Source organism: Sphingomonas sp. BAUL-RG-20F-R05-02 (assembly GCF_022662305.1).
In the GTDB taxonomy this organism is placed as follows: Bacteria; Pseudomonadota; Alphaproteobacteria; order Sphingomonadales; family Sphingomonadaceae; genus Sphingomonas.
This window is the reverse complement of sequence record NZ_JAKNQH010000004.1, coordinates 315,829-341,675: the sequence shown is the minus strand read 5'-3', so window position 1 is coordinate 341,675 and position 25,847 is coordinate 315,829. Positions and strand designations below refer to the sequence as shown.

The window sequence follows — 25,847 nt, the reverse complement described above, 5'->3', positions numbered from 1 at the left end:
TGCGCGGGGGGATACTCTTGCAGCGATCGTCTGTACAACCCTTGCGACCAAACTGGTATTGGCGCGCAACGGGCAAGATGATGCGCAGCAATCCTTGACCCCTGTGACTTGCCTCGCGCATAGCGACGCCATGGATCGACCCATTGAAGAGCTGAGTTTCGAAGACGCGCTGCGCGAACTCGAAACCATCGTGTCGCAGCTTGAGACCGGCAATGCCCCGCTCGACGAGGCGATCCGCCTCTATGAGCGCGGCGACAAGCTGCGTCGCCGCTGCGCCGAGCGGCTTGATGCCGCGCAGGCGCGTATCGAAGCAATCCGCCTCGATGCCGAGGGGCGTCCGGTGACCGTTCAACCCTTCGCCGCGAGCTGATGATGACCGCGCCTGCCACTCTCACGCTAGGCGATGCGCTCGCCGAAGTCGGTGCCGATATCGACGCGCGCTTCGATGCGTTGCTCAGTCTTCCCGGCGATCCGCGCGAGGATCTGTACGCGGCGATGCGCCATGCCGCGATCGGCGGCGGCAAGCGGCTGCGGCCGCTGCTGACCTATGCCACGTCGCGACTGTTCGGCGTCGACCGCGATTGCGCGGGCCGGGCCGGTCTCGCGATCGAGTGCATCCACGTCTATTCGCTGATCCACGACGACCTGCCGTCAATGGATGATGACGACATGCGGCGCGGCAAGCCGACCGTCCACAAGCTCTATGACGAGGCGACCGCGATCCTCGCCGGTGATTCGTTACACGCGCTCGCCTTCGAGGTATTGGCCGATCCCGAGACGCACCCTGATCCGTTCGTGCGCAGCGAATTGGTGCTCGATCTCGCGCGCTCGGCCGGTCCGGCCGGGATGGCGGGTGGGCAGATGATGGATATCGAGGCGGAGAAGGCAAGCTTCGACCTGCCGACCATCACGCGTCTGCAGGCGATGAAGACCGGCGCGTTGATCGCCTGCTCGGTGGAGGCGGGGGCAATCCTTGGCCGGTTGCCGACCGAGGGTCGCACACATCTGCGCGGATACGCGCGCGATATCGGCCTCGCCTTCCAGATCGCCGACGACATTCTCGATGTCGAAGGGGATGAGGCGGCGGTCGGCAAGAAGCTCGGCAAGGATGGCGATGCGGGCAAGGAGACGTTCCTGTCGCTGCTCGGCCTCGATCGCGCCCGCGAACAGGCGCGCCTGCTGGTTGATCAGGCGATCGCGCACCTGCAAAGCTATGGCCCGGAAGCCGATCTACTGCGCGACATCGCGCGCTTCATTCTTGAACGCGATCGTTGAGAGGTGGCGCCGGGCAAAGGACCTGACATGCGAATCGGCGTCTATCCCGGTACGTTCGATCCGGTGACGCTCGGCCATATGGACATCATCCGGCGCGGCGCGAAGCTGGTCGATCGCCTTGTCATCGGCGTCACCACCAATCCGTCCAAATCGCCGATGTTCGATCTTGCCGAACGCATGGCAATGGTAGAACGCGAGGTCGCCCCGCTTGCCGGCGATATTCAAGTGGTCAGTTTCGACTCGCTGCTGATGGACTTCGCCGAGCGCGAAGGCGCGCGCGTGATCGTGCGCGGCCTGCGCGCGGTGGCGGACTTCGAATACGAATATCAGATGGCGGGCATGAACCAGCAGATCAATCCGCGGATCGAGACGGTGTTTCTGATGGCGGACGTCTCGCTGCAACCGATCGCCAGCCGACTGGTCAAAGAAATCGCGCTGTACGGTGGCCCGATCGACCGTTTCGTGCCGCCGGCGATCGCGCGCGACGTTGCCGCGCGGGTCGAGAAGATCGGCCGCAAAGGCTCGTGACGCGGCCGCGTGTCGTTCAGATTGGCGCAAGCCGGGATTTGCTCTAAGCGCTTGGTCGCACCCATCTGCCTTCGCGGGGAAATAATGCGTTTTCTTGGTCTTCTCGTCATATTTCTCCTCGCGCTCGTCGGTGGCCCGGTGTCCGCGCAAGTGGTCGATCCCGTCGCCGGCCGCCCGCCGATCCCCTCGGTCACTGATCCTGAGAACCTGTGGTATCTCGATCTGTCGACCGGTGGCCGTGTGGTCATCTGGCTGCGCCCCGACGCCGCGCCGAAGATGGTCGAGCGCGTCAAGATACTGACCCGTCAGCATTTCTACGACGGCCTACCGTTCCACCGCGTGATTGAAGGCTTCATGGCGCAGGGTGGCGACCCGAAAGGTGACGGGACCGGCGGCTCCACGCTTCCGGATCTCCCCGCCGAGTTCAACTGGCTGCCGCATGTGCGCGGTGCCGTCTCGGCCGCGCGCGCGGAGAAGGAGGACAGCGCCAACAGCCAGTTCTTTATCGTGTTCGACCCCAAGCTGTCGCTCGACAAGAAATACACGGTGTTCGGCCGCGTGATCGATGGCATGCAATATGTCGACGCGATCACGCGCGGCGAGCCGCCTGCGAACCCCTCGCGTATCCTCCACGCGTATATCGCCGCGGATCACCCGCCCGCCTATGTCGCGCCTGCGCCAAGCGCACCCGCCACGCTCGCGCCGAGCCTGCCCAACACGTCCCCGATCAAGAGCAAGACGATGAGCGCACCGTCCGCGGTAAAGCCGAAGGCCAAGGCGCAATAGGGTTGGCGCGACGCTAGCGAATTGTCATGAAAGTCGCTCTGTTCGATTTTGCGCTTCCGCCCGAGCGCATCGCACTGCGCCCTGCCGCGCCACGCGATTCTGCGCGGCTGCTTGTGCTTGATGGTGCCGAGACGCGCGACCGCTCTGTCACCGATCTGCCCGCCCAGCTTCGCGCCGGCGATCTGCTGGTGTTCAATGATACGCGCGTCATTCCAGCGCAACTCGAGGGCGTACGCGCGGCTGCCCCGGACAATAACCAGGGCGGCGCCGGCGCGAAAATTGGTGCGACGCTGCACAAGCGCGAGGGGCCGCGCCGCTGGCGCGCCTTCATCCGCAACGCGCGCCGCATTCGCGCCGGCGAAACGATCAACTTCGGTAACGATGTGTCGGCGGTGGCGAGCGAACGACAGGAGGACGGCAGCTTCGCGCTGACGTTCGCGGGCGATGAACCGGTCGAACTGCTGCTGGAACGTGCTGGCCGCATGCCGTTGCCACCGTACATCGCCTCTAAACGACCGACCGACGCGCGCGATCTGGATGATTATCAGACGATGTTCGCCGCCGAACAGGGCGCCGTCGCGGCGCCGACCGCAGCGTTGCACTTCACCCCATCGCTGATAGCGGCGCTCGACGCCGCGGGCATCGGCCACGCTACGCTGACGCTGCACGTTGGCGCGGGCACGTTCCTGCCGGTCAAGGCCGACGATACCACCGCACACCGCATGCACGCCGAATGGGGCCGCATCGACGCTGCCACCGCAGACCGTCTCAATGCGGTGCGCGCGGCCGGTGGGCGCATCATCGCGGTCGGCACCACCAGCCTGCGCCTGATCGAAAGCGCGACCGACCGTGACGGCCGCATCCAGCCGTTCGAAGGTGATACCGCGATCTTCATTACGCCGGGGTATGTTTTCAAAGGCATCGATGGCCTGCTCACCAACTTCCACCTGCCGCGCTCGACACTGTTCATGCTGGTCTCGGCGCTGATGGGGCTGGAGCGGATGCAGGCCGCCTACAGTCATGCCATCGGCAAGGGCTACCGTTTCTATTCCTACGGGGATGCGTCGCTGCTGCTTCCGTAACGGCGAAGCTTGATTGTAGCATGCCACCTATCGACATGGCCGCGATCTCGGCTAACGCTTGTTCCCCTATGGGGAAGCCAGCCTGCCGATTCACGCGGAGTGCCGCGATACGACAGCGATACCGCATCGCCGCACTCTGCGTCACCGCCATGGTGGTGATGCCGGCAGCCGCGCAACAGCCGGTCGGCGCCACCCCTCCGGCGCGCCAACCGCTTGCCACGATCGTTGCCGAGCCGGTCGGAATGATGATCGCCGCGTGCGATCAGAACGGCGATGCACTGGTCAGCCGCGCCGAGCTCGACACCTGCCTCGCCAAAAGCTTCGCGGCGACGGATGCCGCGCGGAAGGGTTCGATCGGCTATATCGACTATAGCGATTGGGCGTTGAAGTGGCTTGGTGATCGCAACGCCCTGCCCAGCCCGTTCGAGATCGATGCCGATGGCGACAATCGCATTACGCTGGCGGAGCTTGAGGCTCGGTTTGGCGTGATCTTCACGCGGCTCGATCACGACCGCGACGGCAGCGTGTCTCGCGCGGAGGTGCTGACGATCCGTAGCGGCGTCGGCGCACCGGGCGACGGCTTGCCGGGCAAGCGCGGCAAGCGGCGCCACGCCACGACCGCGCCGTGAAGCAGATGCACACCCCCGCCGGCCAGCACCGCGCGCGGTACCGGCTGGCGATTTTTGACTTCGACGGGACGCTGGCGGACAGCGGGGACTGGTTCCTGTCGATTGCCGACGACCTTGCCGACCGGTTCAAGTTCCGCCGCGTCGCGCCTGACGAGGTTGATGGTTTACGCGGGCATACCACGCGCGAGGTTATCCGGCACCTCGGCATTCCCCGCTGGAAGCTCCCGGCGATGGGCCGCTACGTTCACGCAAGGCTCGCCGCGCAGATCGACCGGATCGCGCTGTTCGAAGGCGTGAGCGAGGTGATCAACACGCTGGCCGATGCAGGGGTGCGGATCGCGGTCGTAACCTCGAATTCCGAGCATAACGCACGCGCCGTGCTAGGCACGCTCGCTCAGCGTGTCGAAATGTTCGAATGTGGCGCTTCGCTGTTCGGCAAGGCGCCGCGCTATCGCAAGGTGTTGAAGCGCATGCGGATCGCGCGTCATGCGGCACTGTCAATCGGCGATGAAACCCGCGACATCGCCGCCGCGCACAAGGTCGGCATCGCCGCCGGCGCGGTACTATGGGGTTATGCCAATCGCGCGGCATTGCTGGGCTGCGAACCGGAGGTCGTTTTCGAGCAGCCGAGCGAGGTGCTTGACCATTTCTTTGAGCCGCCGGCGGTTTGAGTCGGTCTCGCAGGCGATGGGTCGTTGATAACGCCAGCGCCGCCGGCTCCGAAGCGAACCATGCGTTCGGATCGAGACAGCAAACCGTCGCGGCGCGCGATAACGGTTTCATCGCGCGCCTCTTGCAGCCTTGGCAATCGCCCGCTTACTTCGGGTTCGCCTCTAACCAGGCGATCACCTTGTCAGGTGCGCTCTCGCCATATGGGTCTTCGTCGAGGCCGGCGTCGTTGATGCCCGGCTCCTCGAACCAACCGACGATCTTGCCGTCGTCGACCACCATCGCATAGCGCCAGCTCCGCTCGCCGAAGCCGAGATGGTCCTTGCGAATCAGCATACCCATGCGCCGCGTGAAATCGCCCGAGCCGTCCGGCAACAGCTTGACCTTCTCCAGCCCGAGGTGGCGACCCCATTGATACATCACGAACGCGTCGTTGACGGAGAGGCAATATACCTCGTCCGCTCCGAGCTTCTTGAGCGTGTCGTATTCCCGCTCGAATGCCGGGCACTGCTCGGTCGAACAGGTCGGGGTGAAGGCGCCGGGCAAGCTGAACACCACCATGCGCTTGCCCGCGAACAGGTCGGCCGTGCCGACATCCTGCCACCGAAACGGGTTCGGCCCCTCCACCGTCTCATCTCGCACGCGGGTCTTCAGGGTCACGTCCGGTATCGTGCGTCCAAGCATTCGCGTCTCCTTCAGCTGAGTATCTCGTCAACCCAAGCCGGTACCAGCATCGTCGCCGGGCCGGCCCGCGTCTCGGCGAAATAGGCATTCCCCGCCGAAGCTTCCATATTGAGTTCGAGCGTATCGGCGCCATGATGCCCCGCGCCCTGAACGAAGCCCGCCGCGGGATAGACGGCGCCGGACGTACCGATCGAGACGAACAGGTCCGCATGTGCGAGCGCCTGCTCGATCCGCTCCATCTCATACGGCATCTCGCCGAAAAACACGATGTCCGGCCGCAGCGCGGGGACGTCGCAGTTCGGGCAGACCTCCTCAGGCGGCAGATCGCCGCTCCATTCGGTCCGCACCCCGCACGCCGCGCACAGCGCCGATTGCAGTTCGCCGTGCATGTGCAGCAGCCGGGACGCACCGGCACGCTCGTGTAGATCATCGACGTTCTGCGTAACGATCAGCAGTTCGCCCGGCCACGCGGCGTCGAGCCGCGCAAGCGCGACGTGCGCGGCGTTCGGCGCTACGTCAGCGAGCGCGGCACGGCGAGCGTCGTAGAACCTGTGCACCAGCACCGGATCGCGGGCGAGCGCTTCGGGCGTGCAGACATCCTCGACGCGGTGCCCTTCCCAAAGGCCACCCGGCCCGCGAAAGGTGGCGATCCCGCTTTCAGCGGAAACGCCCGCGCCGGTGAGGATGACGATGTTGGTCGGTTTGGCCATGCCCTGTGATACGGTGCCAGCGCACGCGCGACTACCAGCATTCTCACGCAAAATACGCGTGACTGCCCCTGTCGCACCGCCATCCTTTCTGTCATGCGCGCCGCAACACGACAAAGCGGAATGCAGGTATGACGGCGATCGGGATTTTGGGCAGCGCAGGCAAAATGGGCCAGGCGATAGCGGCGACGGTGCCCGATCTCGGCGGCACCGTGGCGGGAGGCATCGATGCCAGCGGCGACGGGGCCGCGCTCGCCGCGCTGGCGGAACGCGCCGACGTGCTGGTCGATTTCTCGACACCGTCCGCGCTTGCCGCCAATCTTGCTGCTGCACGTACGGCGGGCACGCCGATCCTGATCGGCACAACCGGCCTTACCGCGGCGCACCGCGCGCTGGTGGCCGAGGCGGCGGCTGACATTGCGGTGCTGCAGACCGGCAACGTCTCGCTTGGCGTCACCTTGCTCGCCAAGCTGGTGCGCGAGGCGGCGGAACGACTCGGCTCCGACTGGGACATCGAAATCGTCGAGATGCACCACCGCCACAAAGTCGACGCCCCCTCGGGCACCGCTCAACTGCTGGCCGAGGCGGCGTCGAAGGGGCGCGGCGTCGCCTTGTCCGAAGCGCAGGTGAGCGACCGTGCCGGGCTGACCGGGGCACGCTGCGACGGTACGATCGGCATGGCCAGTCTGCGCGGCGGTTCGGTCGCGGGCGATCACATGGTGGTGTTCGCCGGAGAAGGCGAGCGCATCGAAATCGGTCACCGGGCCGAGAACCGCGCGATCTTCGCACGCGGCGCGGTGACGGCGGCGCTGTGGCTCGCCGACAAGCCCGCTGGCAGCTACACCATGGCGGAAGTTCTGGGAGTCTGAGGATTGGGCGCTTGAAAAAGGCCGACATCGTCGAGTTCTACGCGCGGCTCGCCGCCGACAACCCGCACCCGGAAACGGAGCTGGCGGCGGGCAATCCATTCCAGCTCGTCGTGGCGGTGGCGTTGTCCGCACAGGCGACCGACGTGGGCGTTAACAAGGCAACGCGCGTCCTGTTCGAGGAGGTGAAGACCCCCGCGCAGATGGTCGCACTCGGCGAAGAGGGCCTCAAGCAGCACATCAGGACGATCGGCCTGTTCAATACCAAGGCGAAGAACGTAATCGCCTTGTCGGAACGGCTTATCGCCGAATATGGTGGCGAAGTTCCCGCCGACCGCAACGCGCTGGAGACGTTGCCGGGCGTTGGTCGCAAGACTGCCAACGTCGTGATGAATGTTGCCTTCGGAGCGGAAACCTTCGCCGTCGACACGCACATCTTCCGCGTCGGCAACCGTACCGGCCTCGCTCGTGGCAAGACGCCGCTCGCCGTGGAGCTGAAGCTCGACAAGGCCACCCCTGCCCCGTTCCGCCTGCACGCGCACCATTGGCTGATTCTGCACGGCCGCTACGTCTGCAAGGCGCGGCGCCCGGAATGCTGGCGCTGCATCGTCGCAGATCTATGCGCCTACAAACCCAAAACACCACCGCCGGCAGCCGCCTCGGGGAAAGCAGCAGTGGCGGCGTGACGAAACGACTGGCGCAACGCTTCGCGCTTTGCTAGGCGCTTGCCCCCAGGCACCCGTAGCTCAGCTGGATAGAGCGCTGCCCTCCGAAGGCAGAGGCCACTGGTTCGAATCCAGTCGGGTGCACCATCCCCCCTCGTACCGGTCGATCGTCGCTCGAGATGCGCGATCTTCGATTCCGGACTTCCCGAACGATGCCGTCAGAGACTAGGCTTCCGGGTGGAACGAGAGCGAAGGGCAACAGGATTGCGGCAGGCAGAGCGACAGGCGCATACGGAGCCGACCATCCACGACGTCGCCGAGGCGGCGGGCGTATCGATCCGCACGGTGTCGCGCGTGCTCAATCGCTCACCGATGGTCAACGCCGACACGCGGGAGAAAATCGAGGCGGCGATCGCACGGCTCAACTTTCGTCCCAGCTTGCGCGCGCGCGCGCTGGCGATGCGGCGATCGTTCCTGATCGGCATGGTTCACAACGATCGCAACGCGCTGGTGCTGGAGGCGGTGCAACGCGGCATCGTCGGCGAAGCGGCGCCGGATGGGTACGAACTCATCATGCATTCGGTCCCATCGGCCGAGAACCTCGCGATTAAGGACGTGCTCGCTTTCGTGCATCGTTCGCGTGTCGATGGGCTGGTGGTACTGCCGCCGGTCTCGGGCATCCCCGGATTGGCCGACGCGCTGGCGCAGGAAGGCGTGGCCGCGGTCGCGCTTTCCTCGACCCCGGTGGATGGCTACGTCTCGGTCATCATTTCCGAAGAGCGGCGCGCTGCGGCCAAGGTTGCACGCTATCTGGTCGATCTCGGCCACCGCCGAATGGCGATGGTTACGGGTCCACAGAACATGATCTCCGCGCGGGAGCGGCGCGCCGGCTTCAAGGATGCGCTGGACCAAGCCGGGTTGACGTTGCTGGCGGAGGCGGAGGGCGATTACGGCTTCACCTCCGCGCTGTCGGCGGCAGAAGCGTTTCTCGATCGCGCCGAGCCGCCGACCGCGATTTTCGCCGCGAACGACATCATGGCTGCGGCGGTGCTGAAGGTTGCCGCGGCGCGCGGCATCGCGGTGCCGCAGGACCTGTCGGTGGTCGGCTTCGACGGCAGCATTCTGGCGCAGATGCTGACGCCCGCGCTGACGACGGTGCTGCGCCCGTTCGACGAAATGGCGCGTCAGGCAACGCGGCATCTGCTCGACACGTTGGCCGGAGCGCCAATCGCCCAAGTCGATCGCGCCGACCTGCCGCTGATCCTAAGCGAATCAAGCGCACCGCCGCCAGTTTGAAGGGCGCATCAGGCGGGCAGCGTGGCGTCCGCATTGCTCGCAAGCGCAACCCGGCGTGGTGATCGGTTCATGAGCGTCACCGTCGGCTGCTGTGTCTCCGCTTCGATACCGGTGAGCCTGAGCAGGCGACCCGCGGTATCCGTCACCAACCGGGCGTGGCCGCCATCGATACGGGCCACGCGGGTACCGCCAAGTGTCAGCGTCGCGCCGCCACCCTCATACGCGAGCGTCGCCACCTGCCCCTGGTCAGTGCGCAACACGGCGCGTGCGCCACGCGCCGCTGGGTGCGCCGGGCGGCAATTCCAATGCAGTTCGCCACCGACCTGCTGAACGCCGACCAGCCGCCAGGTGAAATCGACCATGACCAATGCCGCCGGAGAATAGTTCGGAGCGTCTTCCTGGGTAAACGCGCCAGTCTGTGGGTCAATCTGCTGCCGGAAGCTGGGGTCCTGCTGGATCGCCTCGCACCAGCGGTTCATCAGCGTGCCGTGTTCGGCGGAACGGTGGTAGTGATCCATCCAGCGTCCGGTACGCAGCGCGGTAAGCGCCTGTGCCGCCCCGCCCCAGCTGTTGCGCGGGATCGGCCGCACGAAGCTCGGGTCATCAAGCGCGATCGACGGGAACGGAAACGGCGACCAGAATGCCTTCGGGTTGCCGAGCTGGCGCTGCCACATCGCGTCGAACACGGCCTGATCGACGACATGCTCGCCGGCGACCCGCGTCAGGATGTCCCCGCGCACCCGTACGAAGCGGTCGGCGGCGTCGAGATCGTAGAAGGCGGCATCTTCCGCGACATACAGACGGGTAAGGATCAGGCGACGGATCGCCTCGGCCTGCTCGGTCCAGCGGTCTGCCTCGGGACCACGACCGAGCGCACGCGCCATCTCGGCGAGCGCACGGCGGGCGCCGTAAACGGTCGCCGAAAGGTCCGGGCACAGGCGCGGCAGGCCGAAGCCGGACGGGTAACGCTTGGCCTCCTTATTCGGGCATTGATCGGGCACGCCCTGCCAGCGCGGGCTGTTGTCGTGGCCGGTATCGTAGGTGCAGAACCCCTCGACCAGACCGGTGCCGCGCGTGTTGCGGTATCGCATCAGCCAGCCGTCCCAGGCGGAGCATGCGCGGTAGCTGGCTTCCAGCAGCTCGGCGTCGCCGGTCGCATGCGCGAGTTCCCAAGCGGTCGCGGCGATCGGCACGACCATCTGGATTTGGCCGAACCCGGTTTCGGTCAGCTTGTTGTTGGCCGGCAACTGACCGTCCGCGCGTTGCAGCGCGAAGAAGGTCAGGTGGCTCGCCCGCGCCACATCGGGCCGCCAGTGGCGGTACACCAACGCTTCATGCGGACCGCATTCCTGCCAGATGCCGTTATAGACCGACCCTTCGATCAGCACCGGATTCGGGATGTACGGCAACACGCGGACGTTGCCGGCGAGCACCGCCAAAGCCTTGTCATAGGCGTTCTGCCAGCGTGCATTGGAGGTGGTAAAAACGGGCGCGGAGGATGCCGCAGGAGCGGCACGCGCGGTGGCGGGCAGCGCGATCGCGGCCGCAGCACCGGCGAGGAAGGGACGGCGACCGACGATCATGGCTGTTCCACCTCAAACGAATCCGCATCGATACTGCCGCCGGCACCGTCCGTGTTGAAGGTGAACAGCGCCGGGCGAGACCCCTTCCACCAGGAGAATCGCGCCAGCGGGATCGCGTCACCGAATGGTGTGAAGCGCTTACCGTCTACGCTATAACTGTAGCGCACGGTCTGCTTCGGCCCGACATCCGCGCGCAACGACAACGTGCCGGCGGTAAGCGGCGGACCCGCTGTCTCCAGCCCTTTGGAAGCGAGCGTGATGCGGCGCATGCCCCCCGCCTGCACCACACCGATCCAGCTCGGGCCGACGCCGAACAGCGTCAGCCCTGCCCGCTCGCCATCGGCCATGCGCGTGACGTCGATCCGGGTGGTGATGCGACTCTTCGGGCCATGCAGGATCTGGGTCAGCGTGTTGCGCGCGGTGACGAGATGCTGCGCGGGCAGTGCGTTCAGCCGCAGCCAGCCGGGCCGGGCGGTGAGGCTCCACGCGCGATCGTCCGGATTGTGGTTCCACGCCCACTGCAGCTCGAGTTTGGGCGACGCGAAGTCGTCCGATGCCTGGATGCGATCCCGCGTAGGCGGGCTACCGGTATCGGGCATCGGCGCACGCGCGACCGGTTGGCCGGCTTCCGCATCACCGGGAATGGGGGCGCCGATGATCGGCCAGTCGTCTACCCAGCGCAGCGGTTCGAGATAGTCGATCCGACCAAACGCGCCGGTGGAGTTGAAGTGGATGAACCACCCCTGCCCCGATGGCGTCTCCACCCATGCGCCCTGGTGCGGTCCCTGCACGCCGCTGGTTCCCGGCTTCAGCACGGTATGCCATTCATATGGCCCGTGAATGTCACGCGCACGACCGACCGCCTGCGCGCCGGTCGAGACGCCGCCGAACGGTGCGAAGATGTAGTACCAGCCGTTTCGCTTATAGAGCTTCGGCCCCTCCAGCGTCGGCAGCCGCACCTTGTCCTCGACGATGACGGTTCCCGCGTCGAGCACGCGGGTGCCGTCCGGACTCATCCGGTGAAGGATCAACGGGCCGGCGCCAAGTCGGCTGTGTACCAGCCAGGCGCTGCCGTCGTCATCCCAGAACGGGCATGGATCCTCGAGGCCAGGCTGCGCCATCACCGCGACCGGCTTGCTCCACGGGCCAGCCGGGTTAGTCGCCGTGGCCATGAAGATGCCCTCGTCCGGTGTCGGCCAGTAGACGAAGAACTTGCCGGCGTGGAACCGGATCGATGGCGCCCACACCCCGCCCGCGTAACGCGTGCCGCCGATCGGCTTGGAGATCGCATCCGTCAGCGTGTGCGGCCCAGGCATGTCGTATTCCGGCGCGAACGGCAGCTTGGGCAAGACGTGCCCGATGATCGTCCAGTGAACGAGATCGCGTGAGTGCAGCACCGGCAGCCCCGGCGAAAAGTGGAAGCTTGATGCAACAAGATAATAGTCGCGGCCGACGCGGATCGCGTCGGGGTCGGAGTAATCGGCGTAAAGGATCGGATTGGTGAAGGTCGCCGGCGGCTGCTGCGGAGACGCCGGAAGCGGCCCCGCCAGCACTATGGACGTGAGCGCCACACACCAGCGCTTCCCGCTGCGGATTGATACCATTGTCACGCGCTCCTCTCGTGTGTCGCGGCGTCTTCGGTGGCGCTCACTTGCTGGTCGTCCAACCCTTACCACTCAAAACCACCGCATCAAGTTTCTATTGCCAGCGCTAGCATAATGGCGTCATCGGTGTTAACCGACCCCAGAGTGACGGCAACGGCCGATGCTCGACAGGGTCTAAAAACGGCGCAAAGCCCCAAAGGAGGATGAACGAATGGGTTCTTGGAACACGCGTACCCGGCTACTCGCGGGCACGGCCACGATGCTGCTGGCGTTTTCGCTGGCCTCGCCTGCCGCAGCGCAAACCGCGCAGCAAGCCGTGCCAGATGCAGCGCCGACCGGCGCGCCGGCACAGACAAGCACCGTCGCAGATCCCAACGGGCAGGCCGGCAGCCAAGTCAATGCGGAAGGCGTGACTTCGACGGAGCCGGCCGCGACGCAGGACGTGGTCGTCACCGGATCCCGCATCGCCCGCACCGGGTTCGACGCATCGACGCCCGTCAACGTGTTCAATCAGGAAGACATCAAGCTTTCTGGCAACGTCAACATCGACCGCACGCTGGAACAAGTTCCGCAGGTCGTCGGCTCACAGCTCGGCGGCGCGACGTCGAACACCGTTCCCGGCGGTTATGCCGATGTGAACCTGCGCGGCTTCGGCTCGACCCGCAACCTCGTGCTCGTCAATGGTCGCCGCTTCGCGATCTTCGGGCCGGAACAGGTTACCGACCTCAACACTATTCCTTCCTCGCTGATCGCGCGGACCGAGATCGTCACCGGCGGCAGTTCTGCGGTCTATGGTTCGGACGCGATCACCGGCGTCATCAACTTCATCATGCGTGACGATTTCTCGGGTGTGGAGGGCCGCGCGCAGGTCAACGTCGACCGGCCGACCGGCACGCCAACGTACAACTTCGATCTGACGATGGGCGGCAATTTCGCCGAAGGCCGTGGCAATCTCGTCGTGTCGGGCAACTATCTCAATCGTGGGTCGATCACGCGCGGCGAACGCGGCAGCTTCGCCTATCTCAGCCTTGCCGATGGCTGCGTCGCGCCCGGTTCGGGCAGCGCCACCCGTCCAGGTACGCCGTTCACGCCACCCGCCGGGCAAAGCTGCGTCGCCGGTGGTGGTCAGCTCGGCTTCATCGCCAGCGGATCGGGCGATATTCCCAATGGTCGCTTCTCCGGCATTCCGGCGGCCGGCGGGTCGAACACGGCCCTCAACGCCGCCTATGCCGGTGCGGGGCTATCCGGCCTGACCTCGCGAGGCTTCACCTTCGACAGTGCCGGCACCACCGCACGCCCGGCGCTCACACCACAGGACGATTTCAACCTCGGTCCCGACAACTATCTGATCCAGCCGCAAAAGCGCTGGATGATCAACAGCTTCGGCCATTACGACTTCAACGACCACATCACCGGCTATATGGAGCTGCACTACAGCCATAACGAGGTGAACGCGCGGCTCGCGCCGACCAATATCGGTTCCGCGACGCTGTTCAACGTCAACAATCCATATGTCTCGCCCGCGCTCCAAAACGTGCTGGGCGTCCTCGATCGGTCGGAAGCCGGGAACACCACGGTCACCGCCGGCACCGCCACGTACACCAACCGGCCCAACGATGGCTTGGCCTCGATCATCGCCGGCCGCCGCTACGTCGAGGTCGGCCCGCGTCTGGCGAGCGAGCGACGCAACGTGTTCCGCGGCGCCTGGGGCTTCCGCGGCAACCTAGGCGACGTCAGCGACTCTTTCCTCACCGATCTGAAATACGACGTCTACTACACCTACTCGCATAGCGAGGACACGCTGCTGCTCCAGAACGCGCTGTCCCGCAGCCGCGTGCAGGCAGCGGTGCTGTCGCAGAACGGTGCCGCACCGGTGTGCGACATCTTCGGCGCACAGATCAGCGAGGCGTGCGCCGCCGCGATCAGGATCAGCGCGACCAACACCACGACGGCGACGCAACAAGTCGCGCAGGGCAGCCTGACCGGCAACCTGTTCGCGCTGCCGGCGGGCAAGGTTGGCTTCTCGGCCGGATTCGAATGGCGGCAGACTGACGCGGTCTTCTCGCCCGACAGCTTCCTTGCATCGGGTGACGTGGCGGGCTTCAATCCCGGTTTGCCGACGCGCGGTGGCGTGGGTGTGAAGGAAGGCTTCGGCGAAATCCGCGTGCCGCTGATCCACGACACGCCGTTCATCGAGAACCTCACCGCCAATGCAGCTTTCCGCTATTCGGACTATGATCTGAAGGGCATCGGCGGCAACTGGACGTACCTCGGCGGGCTCGACTGGCGCGTGAACAAAAGCTTCGCGTTCCGTGGCCAATATCAGCGCGCCATCCGCGCGCCCAACGTCTCGGAACTGTACGGCGGCGTCAATCGGGTGACCGGCGTCGCCACCGATCCGTGCTCGAGCCGTGCCGCCGCCGTGCTCCAGACCGCCGCGGCGCGCGCGGTGTGTGTGGCGACCGGCGTACCGGCGGCCAACGTGTTCACGGCCGCCGTGCAGCCAAACACGATCATCCCGGCGGACTTCGGCGGCAACCCGAACCTGGCCGCCGAGAAGTCAGACACGTACACCGCCGGTGTCGTGTTCACACCCGCCTTTGCGCCACGGCTGTTCTTCAGCGTCGATTATTTCAACATCAAGCTGGACGGCGCGATCTCGTCACTCGGCGGTGGCCTCCAGAACACGCTTAGCCTGTGCTACAACGTGATTCAGGACGCGAGCAGCCCGTATTGCCAGGCGATCAGCCGCAACCCTAGCACCGGCGAGATCAACGATCCCTATGTAGCGAAGATCCTCAACGCCAACACGGGGTCGCTGCGCACCTCAGGCCTCGATTTCGCGGCACGCTACCGTTTCACCGCAGACTTCGGCTTCCCCGGCCTCGGTGACACGAGCCGCTTCGATCTGAGCAGCAGCTTCACATGGCTGAACGACTTCACCTCGGTGCCGGTGGCCGCATTCCCGAACATCCAGAACCACTGCGATGGATCGTTCGGCCCGACCTGCGGCCAGCCGCTGCCGGTGTGGCGCGGCACAAGCCGCGTGACGTGGACGACCGGCCCACTCGGCCTCTCGCTGCGCCATCGCTACATCGGCCCGGTGACAACGGATCGCTATCTGGTGCCGCTGCGCCAGGGTTCGACGACGACGCCGGCGCTCAACACGATCGCCTATCCGAAGCTGCCGTCGCGCAACTATTTCGACCTGTCGTTCACCTACGATGCGACGAAGAGTTTCGAGCTGTTCGGTGGCGCCAACAACATCTTCAACCTGAACCCGCCGATCACGACGCAGGGGCCGAGCGCGAACACCTTCTCGGCAACCTATGACGTGATGGGAACGGAGTTCTTCCTGGGCGTCACCGCTAAATTCTGATCGCTTCCCTCCTTCCCGGCCGGCACGTTGCCGGCCGGGGCATTTTTCTCGGAGCATAGTCATGCAGCGGCGAGACCTCCTTCTATCCGGTGGCGCGGCGGCGCTGGCCGCGATCTTGCCAACCAGCGCGTTCGCGGCGGATGTGGGTTGGCTCGATGTGCGCCAGTTCGGCGCACGCGGCGACGGCCGCACGATCGATACCAACGCCATCAACCGCGCGATCGCAGCGGCGGCGGCGCGGGGCGGCGGCACCGTCCATTTCCCCGCCGGCACCTACCCCAGCTACACTATCCGGTTGATGAGCGCGGTGACGCTGCATCTCGATTCCGGTGCGGTCCTGCTTGCCGCGACACCGCAAGGCAGCGCCGGCTACGACGTCGCCGAGCCGATCGACCCGGCCTACGAAAAGTTTCAGGATTTCGGCCACGGCCACTGGCGCAACAGCCTGATCTGGGGCGAAGGCCTGCACGACATCGCGATCATCGGCGGCGGCCTGATCTGGGGCAAGGGCCTTGGGCGTGGCGATGGCAAGGACGGCTGGCTCAAGGACGCCAACGGCCCCGGCACCGGCAACAAGGCGATCGCGCTGAAGAGCTGCCACAACGTGCTGCTGCGCGATTTCAAGCTGCTCGAAGGCGGCTGGTTCGGCGTCCTCGCCACCGGCGTGGACAATCTCACCATCGACAATCTGACGGTCGACACCAACCGCGACGGCATGGATATCGACTGCTGCCGCAACGTGCGGATCAGCAACTGCACCGTCAACTCACCCTATGATGACGGTATCTGCCCGAAATCGAGCTTTGCGCTCGGCTATCCGCGCGCGACCGAGAACCTGACGATCACCAACTGCTACGTCACCGGCAATTATCAGGTCGGCTCGGTAATCGATGGCAGCTGGAAGAAAATGCCGGCCGATTTCGCCAAGACCATTCACGGGCGCATCAAATGCGGCACCGAAAGCAACGGCGGTTTTCGCAACATCACGATCAGCAACTGCGTGATCGAGGACAGCCGCGGCATCGCGCTGGAGACGGTGGACGGCGCGGTGATCGAGGACATCACGATCATCAACATCGCGATGCGCGGCACGGTCGACGGGCCGCTGTTCCTCCGCCTCGGCAAGCGGATGCGCGGCCCGGCGGGCGCGGCGATCGGCACGCTCCGCCGCGTACTGATCCAGAATGTGTCGAGTTCGGGGGCGAACCTGCTCCCTTCGGTGATTGCCGGGTTGCCCGATCACCCGATCGAGGACGTGCAGATCAGCGACTGCCATTTCCAGCACATCGGCGGCGCGCCGGCGGCGATGGCGGCGATCGTCCCGCCGGAGAACGAACTCGGCTACCCGGAGGCGACCATGTTCGGCGACCTGCCCGCAACCGGATTTTTCGTCCGCCACGTGCGAGGCTTGCGGATGAGCAACGTCGAGGTGGCGACGATCGCGCCCGACCCGCGCCCCGCGTTCCGGCTGGAGGACGTGGCCGACGCCGACTTCCTCGCGGTGCGGACGCCGAAGGGCCGCGTCTTCTCGCTCGACCGGGTGAGCGGCTTCACCACCACCGCAACACACGGCGTGCGCGACCAGGCGCTTGCCGGGCCGGCGAATGTGACGCTGTGATGCGCCGCCGCGATGTGCTCGCCGCCGGGGCAGCGCTTGCCGTGTCGGGTCCGCTCGCCGCCGCATCGCCGCAGGCGGCCTCGCTCGCCGCGATTGCGCGGGCGAGTGGGCGGCGGTTCGGCAGCACGATGGGCGGCGCCAACTTCGCGGATCCCGCTTACCGCGCGCTCAACGCCGCGAAGTGCGGACTGATCGTACCGGAGGGCGAGATGAAGTGGGTCGCCACCCGACCCGACGTCAAGACGTTCGACTTCCGCGCCGCCGATGCCATCGTCGCGTGGGCGAAGGCGAACGGTCTCGGCGTGCGCGGCCACACCCTGCTGTGGCATTACGAACGCTGGTTTCCGAAATGGCTGGTCGAGTATGATTTCGGCCCTCATCCCCAAGCCGAGGCCGAACGTTTGCTCGTCGAGCATGTCCGCACGGTGGCCAGCCGTTACGCGCCTGCGGTCGACAGCTTCGACGTGGTGAACGAAGCGATCGACCCGGATACGGGCCTGCTGCGCGAGACGACGCTGTCGCGCCCGCTTGGCGGGGCGGAGACGGTGATCGACCTGGCCTTCCACACCGCGCGCGAAGCGGCGCCGCACGCGCAACTCGTCTATAACGATTTCATGAGCTGGACCGCCGATGACGGCAAGCATCGTGACGCCGTGCTGCGGCTGCTCGAAGGCATGCAGAAGCGCGGCACGCCGGTCGATGCGCTCGGCGTGCAAAGTCACCTCGGCAGCAAGTACAGCGAGGCACCGACCGGGCTCGGCAACATCGACGAACGCGCTTGGCGGCAGTTCCTCGACGCGGTGACCGGCATGGGGCTCGACCTGCTCGTCACCGAGATGGACGTGCACGACAATCCCCTGCCCGGCCCGATCGCGGTGCGCGACGCGGCAGTGGCGGCGCATGTCCGCGCCTATCTCGACCTGATGCTGTCCTACCGGCAATGCGGCACGGTGATGTGCTGGGGCCTGAGCGACAAATATAGCTGGCTGAACGCGTTCCGCCCACGCAGCGACGGGCTGCCGAAGCGGCCATGCCCGTTCGATGCAGACTTCCGACCCAAACCATTCCGCGACGCGATCGCCGCCGCGTTTCAAGCAGCGCCGATCGCGTCGTCTCCGAAGCCCTCCTAGAAGCGGTAGCCGATCGTGCCCTGCACCGTGCGGCGATTACCGTACCAGCACCATGCGTAATCGAGGTAGCAGGTCGTCACGTACTTCTTGTCGAACACGTTCTGTGCGTTGATGCCGAGCGTCAGGCCTTCGAGGCGGGGCGAGAGTTTGCCGAGGTCATAACGCGCCAGTGCGTCAAACACGGTGAAGCCGGGCGTGCTGACCAGCGACGTGCTGCTCGCGGTGATGCTGTCGACCTGCCGCACCGCGCCACCGATCGCAAAGCCCTCAAGCGTACCGGTATGCGGTGCCCACTCGAGGTTAAACGACGTGCCACCACGCCCGACGCCGAGGATGCCGTTGCCGATCGTCGCCGGGTTGGCGGTGTCCTTCACGGTACGCACCTTCTGCCGGCTGAACGCCAGTCGCGCGTTGAAGTCGTGCGGCAGCGGCGCGTTCGCCTCAATCTCGAATCCTTCCGAGCGAACCTCGCCGCCCTGTACGCCGGCGAACGTGATCGGGTTCGATGTCACCACGTTGGTCTGGTTGATATGGAACCACGCGCCGGTCAGCAGGATCTTGGTGCCCGGCACCGTGTATTTCGCGCCGAACTCGAGCTGCTTGCCGAGCGACGGCCGCGCCGCGCCAAGCGTACCATCCGAGCGGGTAACGATGCCGCTCTGCGGTTCGAACGAGGTGGAATAGCTCGCATAGGGCGCGAGGCCGAACGACGTGGTGTAGAGCGCACCCGCGCGATAGGTGAAGCGTTTGGAGTTCTCCGGCGCATCATTCTTCATCGCGCGCGTGTCCGCCCAATCCTGCCGCCCGCTCAGCAACACCCGCAGGCCGCCGACAGAAATCTGGTCCTGCGCGTAGATGCCGGTCTGCGTCTGGCGCGGGCTTGCCGGGTTCACACCGAAGTTCGCCGGGACAGCGTCCGGCCGGTCTGGCACCATCATCGTGCCGTATACCGGTGCGAAACCGTTGAGCGGCGTTGCACCCCCAAACGCCGACAGCTCATACGCCTTGTTGAACTGGTGATCGACGCCGAGCAGCACGTCGTGCTTGAACGGGCCAGTGTCGAAGCTGCCACTCAGGCGGTTGTCGAACACCCAGCCGCTGCCGGTCTCGCGCGTGGCATAGGACGCGCGGCTGTAGGTTTGCCCGGTCGGATCGGACGCGTCGAGGCCACCCGACGCATAGACGATCCCCAGTCGCGACGTGGCATGCTGGTAGCGGCCCGACGCGCGGAACGCCCAGCCGTCGCCGAAGTCGTGGTTGAGGATGTAGGTGCCCGCAACCTGCTCACGGCGGAAGTAATTGCCCTTCTCACCGAAATCGCGGCTGGTTGGCAGCGTGCCGTTGGGGTTGGCGAGATACGTGCCCGACGCTGGGAACACACTGTAGCTGCCGTTCTGCGGATCATGCGAGTAAGCGCCCAGCAGCGTCAACGTGGTGGCATGGCCGGACCCGAACGTCACTGCGCCCGAAATCGTCTCCCGCTCGCGCGCGCTGAACGTCTGCTGGGTGTGCGCGCCGTTGACGCTGCCGTAGACCCGCCACAGCACGCCGCCGGCCTTGCCGCCGACATCGCCATCCACACGGTAGAGATCGTAGCTGCCATAGGTGCCCGACACCGCGCCGTACAGCGCCTCGTCAAGCGGCAGCTTGCTGGACAGCGCGATCAGGCCGCCCGGGCCCGACTGGCCGTACAACGCCGATGCCGGCCCCTTCACCACCTCCACCCGCTCGAGCCGGGACACGTCGACCTGCGAGGCGAGATAGCCCGCACCTTGCGTGACCTTCAGCCCATCGAGGAACTGCGGCGCATCGAAGCCGCGCAGTTTGAACTGGTCGTAGACTTCGGCGCTGGAGCCGCGCTGTTCGGTGGTGACGCCCGCGACGAAGCGCAGCGCCTGATTGAGGTTCGACAGGCCAAGATCGGCGATCAGCGCGGAACTGATGACGCTGATCGACTGCGGCGTTTCGGCGATCGGCGCCGGGTTCTTCGTGCCGGCGGAGGATTCGGTGGAGGGCCGCTCGCCCTGTACGACGATCGTGTCCTGATCGTCGACGGCGGAGCCACTCGCGACGTCGGCGAAGGCCGGGCCACCGTAAGCCACCGAGCCGAGCAGCATCGCGGCGAAAATCTCACGCGTCATCCAAGAGTCCCTTTGCATTCCCTGCGGAAGCCCTTGGCCTATTTGCGAGCGCTTATCAATAGCAGCAAGCTTTCTCGGGTCGGCGGTCAGCCGAAAACCACCCCGTCCATCAGCTTGCGCGCGGTCCGCAGCAGCGCGGCCGTCGCGACCTGCCCGTCGTCGCCCACCTCCAGAACGCAGCTCATCTCACCGGTGGGATGCTCGACGGAGAGCGTCTTGCGTGGTCCGTCCGGGATCACCGCCACCTCGGCCGCGGGCGAGCCTGCCACCAAACATGCCGTCGCCACGCTGACCGCGCCGAGGACGCCGATCGTCGCGTGCGCACGGTGCGGGATGAAGCTGCGCACCGTCACCGCGCCGCCGTGCGCGGGGGGTGCGACAAGCATCATCTTCGGCACCGAATTTTCGGCCACGTCGCCGAGGTTCATCAGCGGCCCCGCCTTGAGCCGGATCGCTTCGATCCGGGCCTTCAGCTCGGTCGCATCGTCGAGCGTTTCGCGATCCTCGTAGCCGGTCACGCCGACATCGCTTGCCTTGAACACCACACACGGCATGCCGTTGTCGATCAACGTACAGGCAACGCCGTCAATCACGTCGACGGCATTCCCGGTCGGCAGCAGCGCGCCGCAGGATGATCCGGCGGTGTCACGGAATTCAAGCGGGATTGGCGCGGCGCTACCGGGCACGCCGTCGATCCGGGCGTCACCGGCATAGGTCGGCACGCCGCCGGGTGTCCGCACGCTTGCCACGGCGATCTGCCCTGTGTTGACCATGAAGATCGCGACACGCGTCTCCTCCCCGGTGGCCGCGACCAGCCCGCGTTCGATCGCGAACGGGCCGACTGCGGCGAGCATGTTGCCGCAATTCTGCGCGTCGGTGACGATCGCCTGATCTACGAACACCTGGAGGAACAGGTAGTCGACATTGACGCCCTCGCGCGCCGATGCCGATACCACCGCCACCTTGGAGGTGAGCGGGTCCGCCCCGCCCATGCCGTCGATCTGGCGCGGATCGGGCGATCCCATCACCCGCAGCAGGAACGCGTCACGCGCGGCCGTGTCCGCCGGCAGATCGTCGTTTAGGAACACCGCACCCTTCGAGGTGCCGCCGCGCATCCACATGCAGGGCGCGGAAAATTCACTCATATGTCAGCCCCATCGCTTCAAGCTTGCCGCGCATGTCGTAGATGTCGAGGCCAAGTTCGCCCGCCGCCAGCCGCCGGCGCTTGGCTTCTTCGGCGGCCTCGCGCGCCTGCGCTTTGTTGAGCACGTCGGCGGCATCGGCGCGCTTGACCACGCACACGCCGTCATCATCCGCGACGATCACGTCTCCCGCTTCGATTGCCGCGCCCGCGCAGACGATAGGCACGTTGACCGAGCCGAGCACCGCCTTGACGGTGCCTTGCGCGAACACCGCCTTTGACCACACCGGGAAGCCCATCTGCGTCAGATCACGCACGTCGCGCACGCCCGCGTCGATGACCAGCCCGCGACAGCCCCGCGCCATCGCCGAGGTGGCGAGGAGATCGCCGAAATAGCCGTCTTCGCACGGGCTCGTCGGTGCCAGCACGAGGATATCGCCCGCCTGCAACTGTTCGATCGCGACGTGTACCATCCAGTTGTCGCCCGGCGGCGCCGAGATGGTAACGGCGGACCCGGCGATGCGTGCTCCGGGGTAGATCGGCCGCAGCCGGCTGGCGAGCAGGCCGATCCGGCCCTGCGCCTCATGCACAGTGGCGACCCCCGCTGCCGCGAGGCCATCGATGACGCCCGCGTCCGCACGTTCGATCCCGGTGACGACCTTGGCCATGCTTGCAATCTCCTTCACGACCGGCCTGAACATTCCATCAGAGATCACAAATCCGAATTGCAAAAGCACGATAAGTTTTCTCTAATCCTCGGATATGACGAACGCGTTCGATCTCAATCTACGGCATTTGCGCGGGGTGGCGGCGATCGTGCGTGCCGGCAGCGTCAGCGCGGCGGCGCAGCTGATAAGTTTGTCTCAGCCGGCGCTGACGCAAGGGGTGGCGAAGCTGGAGGCGCAACTTTCCACGCCGCTGTTCACGCGCCAGGCGGGCGGCATGGAGCCGACCGAGGCGGGGCGCGCGCTGGCGGCGCGGACCGGCGCGGCGTTCGCGCATCTTGCCGCCGCCGTGCGCGGCGGGCGGCGCTTCGCCAATGCCGAGCGGCTGATGACGGCGACGCAGCTTCGCGCCTTCCTCGCGCTCGCCGATGCGGGGAGTTTCGTCGGCGCGGCGAGCGCGACCGCCCTGTCGCAGCCGGCGATCCATCGTGCGGTTCGCGATCTCGAACAGGTTTGCGGGCAGGTGCTGGTCGAGCGGCGCGGGCGCGGTATCGCGCTGAGCGCTGGCGGGTTGCGGCTGGCGCGCGGCATCCGGCTCGCCCGCGCCGAGATCGCCGGCGGCATCGCCGAACTCACCGCGCGCGAGGGCGGCAGCGTCGTGATCGGCGCGATGCCGCTGTCGCGCGCGATGCTGGTGCCGCGCGCGATCGCGCGGACGGTGGCGGTCGCGCCGGAGATTGAGATCGACGTGATCGAGGGATCGTGGCGCGAGTTGGTCGAGGCTCTCCGCGACGGCGCGATCGACCTGACGATCGGCGCGCTCAGGCCCGAACCCGGTCCACCCGACCTCACGCAGACGCCGCTGATGACCGACCGGCTGATGATCGTCGGGCGCGCCGGCCATCCGCTCGCCGGCGCCGCCACGCCGACGCCCGGGCAGCTTGCCGCGTACCCCTGGGTAGTGAGCCATGCCGGCGCCCCTTTGCGCACGCTTTGGGAGCGGCTGTTCGGCGCGGGGCCGTTGCCGCGTGCGCCAGTGCATTGCGGATCGGTGATGGTGATCCGCGGCATCTTGGCGGAGAGCGACTTCCTCACCCTGCTCTCCCCCGAGCAGATCGCGCTCGAAGTGGACAGCGGCGTGCTGGCCGCGATCGGTCCGGAGCCGGCGCTGAGCGGGCGGACGATCGGCGTGACCACCAGGCGTGACTGGCGGCCGACGCGGGCGCAATCGCGGTTTCTGGAAGCGCTCGATCAGGTGGCGGGGCCGGCGCGCGGGGCGTGATGCAAACGGTCGGCTAACGCGTTCCGGAGAGAGGCAACGACGCTCAAACGTATCGCAACGCGTGTTGCCGCGCGGGCTATTCACGCGACCGGGAGGGCAAATTTCGCGGGGTCGCATGATTTTCGTCGCGAACGCGGCACGGATGGGCAAATCCGCCGGCCCCGCTAAGTTCAGGATTTTGAATATGCCCGCGCGCTTTCCGATTGGGCGCTGCCGTCCGCTGCGGCCAAGCCACGACCATGGAGCGGACGACGGCCCTGATCGGATTCGGCGAGGCAGCGATGGCGTTCGCACCCGGCCTTTCGGCCACGCTCACCGCCTATGACCGCAAGACTGACGATCCCGCGCTCGCCGACGACAAGCGCGACGATTACGGCATGGTGGGGTTACGCGGCTGCGACAGCGCCGCCGCCGCGCTCGATGGGGTGGACGCGGCGCTTTCGCTCGTCACCGCCGATCAGGCGCTTGCCGCCGCGTGGGGCGCGGAGATCGCGAGCGGCACCCTGTGGTTCGACATGAACAGCGTCGCGCCGGACACGAAGCGCGCCGCCGCCGACGCGATCGCCGCCAAGGGTGGGCGCTACGTCGATGTCGCGGTGATGGCGCCGGTGTTGCCCGCGCGGACGGGCGTGCCGCTGCTGGTGTCGGGGCCACATGCCGAGGCGGGCGCGGCGTATCTACGCGATCTCGGTTTCGCGGATGTCCGCATCGTGGCCGGCGACGTGGGCCGTGCGTCGTCGATCAAGATGATTCGCTCGGTGATGGTCAAGGGGATCGAGGCGCTGACCGCCGAGTGCGTGCTCGCCGCCGACCGCGCCGGCGTGCTGGACGAGGTGCTCGCCTCGCTCGACGCCAGCGAGAAACCGAAGCCGTGGGCGGCGCGCGCCGACTATAACCTCGACCGGATGCTCGCGCATGGCACGCGCCGCGCCGCCGAGATGGCGGAGGTCGTCAAGACGCTCGACGCGCTCGGCACCGGCTCCATGATGAGCGCCGGTACGGTGGTGCGTCAGCGCGCGATCGGCGCACTCGGCGTCGCGCCGCCGGATGGGCTCGCCGCCAAACTCGATCTGTTGAACCGGGAGGCAGAGCCTGCATGATTATCGATTGCCACGGCCATTACACTACTGCCCCTGCCGCACACAACGACTGGCGCGAGGCGCAGAAGGCGGCGTTCAAGGCGGGCGATACGACGCCGCCCTACCCCAAGATCTCCGACGACGAGATCCGCGAGACGCTGGAGACCAACCAGCTTCGCCTGCTGCGCGAGCGCGGCGCGGACATGACGATCTTTTCGCCGCGCGCCTCGGCGATGGCACCGCACGTCGGCGACGAGAGCGTGGCGCTGGCGTGGGCGCGCGCCAACAACGACCTCATCAAACGCTGCGCCGATCTCTACCCCGAGGTATTCGCGCCGGTCTGCATGCTGCCGCAGAACCCCAAGGCGGACATGGCCGGGTCGATCGCCGAGCTGGAGCGCTGCGTCGGCATGGGGTTCATCGGCTGCAACCTCAATCCCGATCCGGGCGGCGGCCACTTCACCTCGCCACCGCTGACCGACCGCTTCTGGTATCCATTCTACGAGACAATGATCGAACTGGACGTGCCGGCGATGATCCACGTCTCGGGATCGTGCAATCCGGGGCTGCACGCGACCGGCGCCTACTACATCGCCGCCGATACGATCGCGTTCATGCAGTTGATCGAAGGCGATCTGTTCGCGGATTTCCCGAACCTGCGCTTCATCATCCCGCATGGCGGCGGCGCGGTTCCGTATCATTGGGGGCGCTATCGGGGGCTAGCGGACATGCTCAAGCAGCCGAGCCTCGATACGCATCTGATGAACAACGTGTATTTCGATACCTGCGTGTACCACCAGCCGGGGGTGAACCTGCTCGCCGAGGTGATCGACACCAAGAACATCCTGTTCGGCAGCGAGATGGTCGGCGCGGTGCGCGGCATCGACCCGACGACGGGGCAGTATTTCGACGATACCAAGCGCTACGTCGACGCGCTGCTGATTTCCGAAGAGCAGCGCCATGCGATCTACGAGGGCAACGCGCGGCGGGTTTTCCCGCGGCTGGATGCGCAACTGACGGCGCGCGGACTGTGAGCGC

General features: G+C 66.3%; 23 protein-coding genes and 1 tRNA gene. 17 read left to right on the top strand and 7 right to left on the bottom strand.

The window, feature by feature from the left end; translation table 11 throughout:
• The first annotated feature begins 130 nt into the window (after nt 1-130).
• The 7 genes from L8F97_RS11780 to L8F97_RS11750 all read left to right on the top strand — a co-directional run bounded on the left by L8F97_RS11780 (nt 131) and on the right by L8F97_RS11750 (nt 4,971).
• Entirely contained in the window at nt 131-370 is a 240-nt protein-coding gene (locus L8F97_RS11780) for an exodeoxyribonuclease VII small subunit (RefSeq protein WP_242149918.1), read from the top strand.
• A 2-nt stretch (nt 371-372) separates the two neighbouring features.
• Nucleotides 373-1,275 (top strand): polyprenyl synthetase family protein, encoded by a 903-nt coding sequence (locus L8F97_RS11775; protein WP_409929038.1) that lies wholly within the window; start codon nt 373-375, stop codon nt 1,273-1,275.
• Nucleotides 1,276-1,302: 27 nt separating this feature from the next.
• Nucleotides 1,303-1,803, top strand: coding sequence for a pantetheine-phosphate adenylyltransferase (gene coaD / locus L8F97_RS11770; protein ID WP_242149912.1), 501 nt, complete (start codon nt 1,303-1,305; stop codon nt 1,801-1,803).
• Nucleotides 1,804-1,887: 84 nt separating this feature from the next.
• Nucleotides 1,888-2,589 carry a peptidylprolyl isomerase gene (locus L8F97_RS11765; RefSeq protein ID WP_242149909.1) on the top strand — a complete coding sequence of 234 codons (702 nt, stop codon included), beginning with the start codon at nt 1,888-1,890 and terminating at the stop codon, nt 2,587-2,589.
• Nucleotides 2,590-2,615: 26 nt separating this feature from the next.
• Nucleotides 2,616-3,671, top strand: coding sequence for a tRNA preQ1(34) S-adenosylmethionine ribosyltransferase-isomerase QueA (gene queA, locus L8F97_RS11760; protein WP_242149906.1), 1,056 nt, complete (start codon nt 2,616-2,618; stop codon nt 3,669-3,671).
• 68 nt (nt 3,672-3,739) lie between these two features.
• The gene (locus L8F97_RS11755) at nt 3,740-4,300 is read left to right on the top strand and encodes an EF-hand domain-containing protein (RefSeq protein WP_242149903.1); all 561 of its coding nucleotides are present in this window, start codon (nt 3,740-3,742) and stop codon (nt 4,298-4,300) included.
• A gap of 5 nt (nt 4,301-4,305) precedes the next feature.
• Nucleotides 4,306-4,971, top strand: coding sequence for an HAD hydrolase-like protein (locus L8F97_RS11750; protein ID WP_242150171.1), 666 nt, complete (start codon nt 4,306-4,308; stop codon nt 4,969-4,971).
• A gap of 145 nt (nt 4,972-5,116) precedes the next feature.
• On the opposite strand, the gene L8F97_RS11745 is transcribed toward L8F97_RS11750, so the two are convergent.
• Entirely contained in the window at nt 5,117-5,653 is a 537-nt protein-coding gene (locus tag L8F97_RS11745) for a peroxiredoxin (protein ID WP_242149900.1), read from the bottom strand.
• Between the two features lie 11 nt (nt 5,654-5,664).
• The gene (locus L8F97_RS11740; protein ID WP_242149897.1) at nt 5,665-6,363 is read right to left on the bottom strand and encodes an NAD-dependent deacylase; all 699 of its coding nucleotides are present in this window, start codon (nt 6,361-6,363) and stop codon (nt 5,665-5,667) included.
• 128 nt (nt 6,364-6,491) lie between these two features.
• Here L8F97_RS11740 and dapB point away from each other — a divergent pair, with 128 nt between their 5' ends.
• The 4 genes from dapB to L8F97_RS11720 all read left to right on the top strand — a co-directional run bounded on the left by dapB (nt 6,492) and on the right by L8F97_RS11720 (nt 9,187).
• Nucleotides 6,492-7,229 carry a 4-hydroxy-tetrahydrodipicolinate reductase gene (gene dapB, locus L8F97_RS11735; protein ID WP_242149894.1) on the top strand — a complete coding sequence of 246 codons (738 nt, stop codon included), beginning with the start codon at nt 6,492-6,494 and terminating at the stop codon, nt 7,227-7,229.
• Between the two features lie 11 nt (nt 7,230-7,240).
• The gene (gene nth / locus L8F97_RS11730; protein ID WP_242149890.1) at nt 7,241-7,912 is read left to right on the top strand and encodes an endonuclease III; all 672 of its coding nucleotides are present in this window, start codon (nt 7,241-7,243) and stop codon (nt 7,910-7,912) included.
• 49 nt (nt 7,913-7,961) lie between these two features.
• A tRNA-Arg gene (locus L8F97_RS11725) sits at nt 7,962-8,038 on the top strand.
• Between the two features lie 117 nt (nt 8,039-8,155).
• Nucleotides 8,156-9,187, top strand: a complete 1,032-nt coding sequence (locus L8F97_RS11720; protein WP_242149887.1) for a LacI family DNA-binding transcriptional regulator — start codon at nt 8,156-8,158, stop codon at nt 9,185-9,187.
• 8 nt (nt 9,188-9,195) lie between these two features.
• Here L8F97_RS11720 and L8F97_RS11715 read toward each other — a convergent pair whose 3' ends face one another.
• Nucleotides 9,196-10,770: an MGH1-like glycoside hydrolase domain-containing protein gene (locus L8F97_RS11715; RefSeq protein ID WP_242149885.1), complete on the bottom strand. Its 1,575-nt coding sequence runs from the start codon at nt 10,768-10,770 to the stop codon at nt 9,196-9,198.
• Nucleotides 10,767-12,341 carry a glycoside hydrolase 43 family protein gene (locus L8F97_RS11710; protein ID WP_242149882.1) on the bottom strand — a complete coding sequence of 525 codons (1,575 nt, stop codon included), beginning with the start codon at nt 12,339-12,341 and terminating at the stop codon, nt 10,767-10,769. The genes L8F97_RS11715 and L8F97_RS11710 overlap by 4 nt, the downstream gene beginning before the upstream one ends.
• 244 nt (nt 12,342-12,585) lie before the next feature.
• Here L8F97_RS11710 and L8F97_RS11705 point away from each other — a divergent pair, with 244 nt between their 5' ends.
• The 3 genes from L8F97_RS11705 (at nt 12,586) to L8F97_RS11695 (ending at nt 18,501) form a co-directional block, all read left to right on the top strand.
• Entirely contained in the window at nt 12,586-15,753 is a 3,168-nt protein-coding gene (locus L8F97_RS11705; protein WP_242149879.1) for a TonB-dependent receptor plug domain-containing protein, read from the top strand.
• Nucleotides 15,754-15,814: 61 nt separating this feature from the next.
• The gene (locus L8F97_RS11700; protein ID WP_242149876.1) at nt 15,815-17,371 is read left to right on the top strand and encodes a glycoside hydrolase family 28 protein; all 1,557 of its coding nucleotides are present in this window, start codon (nt 15,815-15,817) and stop codon (nt 17,369-17,371) included.
• The gene (locus L8F97_RS11695; protein WP_242149873.1) at nt 17,371-18,501 is read left to right on the top strand and encodes an endo-1,4-beta-xylanase; all 1,131 of its coding nucleotides are present in this window, start codon (nt 17,371-17,373) and stop codon (nt 18,499-18,501) included. Before L8F97_RS11700 ends, L8F97_RS11695 begins: the two co-directional genes overlap by 1 nt.
• Here L8F97_RS11695 and L8F97_RS11690 read toward each other — a convergent pair.
• From L8F97_RS11690 to L8F97_RS11680, 3 genes are all read right to left on the bottom strand, one after another.
• Nucleotides 18,498-20,642, bottom strand: coding sequence for a TonB-dependent siderophore receptor (locus tag L8F97_RS11690; RefSeq protein ID WP_242149870.1), 2,145 nt, complete (start codon nt 20,640-20,642; stop codon nt 18,498-18,500). The two genes, L8F97_RS11695 and L8F97_RS11690, sit on opposite strands and share 4 nt — an antisense overlap.
• 86 nt (nt 20,643-20,728) lie before the next feature.
• A complete protein-coding gene (locus L8F97_RS11685) occupies nt 20,729-21,787 on the bottom strand; it encodes a 4-oxalomesaconate tautomerase (protein ID WP_242149867.1) in 1,059 nt (352 codons plus the stop codon).
• Nucleotides 21,780-22,451, bottom strand: a complete 672-nt coding sequence (locus L8F97_RS11680) for a 4-carboxy-4-hydroxy-2-oxoadipate aldolase/oxaloacetate decarboxylase (protein ID WP_242149864.1) — start codon at nt 22,449-22,451, stop codon at nt 21,780-21,782. Before L8F97_RS11680 ends, L8F97_RS11685 begins: the two co-directional genes overlap by 8 nt.
• Before the next feature lie 94 nt (nt 22,452-22,545).
• Between L8F97_RS11680 and L8F97_RS11675 the strand changes: the two genes are divergently transcribed.
• The 3 genes from L8F97_RS11675 to L8F97_RS11665 all read left to right on the top strand — a co-directional run bounded on the left by L8F97_RS11675 (nt 22,546) and on the right by L8F97_RS11665 (nt 25,843).
• On the top strand, nt 22,546-23,730 hold the full coding sequence (locus L8F97_RS11675; RefSeq protein WP_242149861.1) for a LysR substrate-binding domain-containing protein: 1,185 nt from the start codon (nt 22,546-22,548) through the stop codon (nt 23,728-23,730).
• Nucleotides 23,731-23,969: 239 nt separating this feature from the next.
• A complete protein-coding gene (locus L8F97_RS11670) occupies nt 23,970-24,830 on the top strand; it encodes a DUF1932 domain-containing protein (RefSeq protein ID WP_242149858.1) in 861 nt (286 codons plus the stop codon).
• Nucleotides 24,827-25,843 (top strand): amidohydrolase family protein, encoded by a 1,017-nt coding sequence (locus L8F97_RS11665; RefSeq protein ID WP_242149856.1) that lies wholly within the window; start codon nt 24,827-24,829, stop codon nt 25,841-25,843. Before L8F97_RS11670 ends, L8F97_RS11665 begins: the two co-directional genes overlap by 4 nt.
• Nucleotides 25,844-25,847 lie beyond the last annotated feature (4 nt).